Genomic DNA, 255 nt, shown 5'->3' with positions numbered 1-255 from the left:
CCCGGCTGATTCACGCAGAATTCCTCGTGTTCCGCGCTACTCAGGATACCACTATGCTTCGTCTTGTTTCGAATACAGGACTGTCACCTTCTATGGTCGAACTTTCCAGATCGTTCTTCTCACAAGAGTTCTTGCAATGTCGTGGTCCTACAACCCCAACCATGCCGTAACATGGGTGGTTTGGGCTCTTCCCCGTTCGCTCGCCACTACTGGGGGAATCATTGTTATTTTCTTTTCCTGCAGGTACTAAGATGT

At 49.4% G+C, this 255-nt stretch carries 1 rRNA gene; it reads right to left on the bottom strand.

From position 1 onward, the window contains the following. A 23S ribosomal RNA gene (locus I6E24_RS17020) occupies positions 1 to 255 on the bottom strand; the annotation flags it as partial.

This window comes from Bacteroides caecigallinarum (assembly GCF_021530995.1).
GTDB classification, from domain to species: Bacteria; Bacteroidota; Bacteroidia; order Bacteroidales; family Bacteroidaceae; genus Phocaeicola; species Phocaeicola faecigallinarum.
Note: the sequence above shows the minus strand (reverse complement) of the source record. Positions and strands in the feature narration are given on the sequence as shown.